This is a genomic window from Staphylococcus pasteuri (assembly GCF_030547725.1).
GTDB lineage: Bacteria > Bacillota > Bacilli > Staphylococcales > Staphylococcaceae > Staphylococcus > Staphylococcus pasteuri.
In genome coordinates this window covers 1-242 of the sequence record NZ_JAUOQO010000831.1, presented here as the reverse complement: position 1 = coordinate 242, position 242 = coordinate 1, and the positions used below count along the sequence as shown (strand labels likewise).

Below are 242 nucleotides of genomic sequence, written 5' to 3'. Positions count from 1 at the left end.
GCCTCATGAGTGAGCAGTTTGGTTGCTCTGAATTGTACTTCTATAAAAATACTGAAATTACTGTAAAAACTAAGACTGTAAATTACGTGACAGTAAATCCTGAGACAGAAGTTTCTTTTTTTCATTTGGTTAGTAAGCTGAAAGAGGTTCTATCTCAAAATAGAAAAAAATTGGCTGCTTTCTTTGAAAGTTTCCCTTTTGCTTTTGATTTGATGCCCGTTCATAGTTTCCAGCGATTACCT

General features: G+C 34.3%; 1 protein-coding gene. It reads left to right on the top strand.

Annotated elements, in window-relative coordinates; genetic code table 11:
- The coding region (locus Q4528_RS15660; RefSeq protein WP_303522642.1) for a hypothetical protein at positions 1 to 242 on the top strand (242 nt) is incomplete at both ends.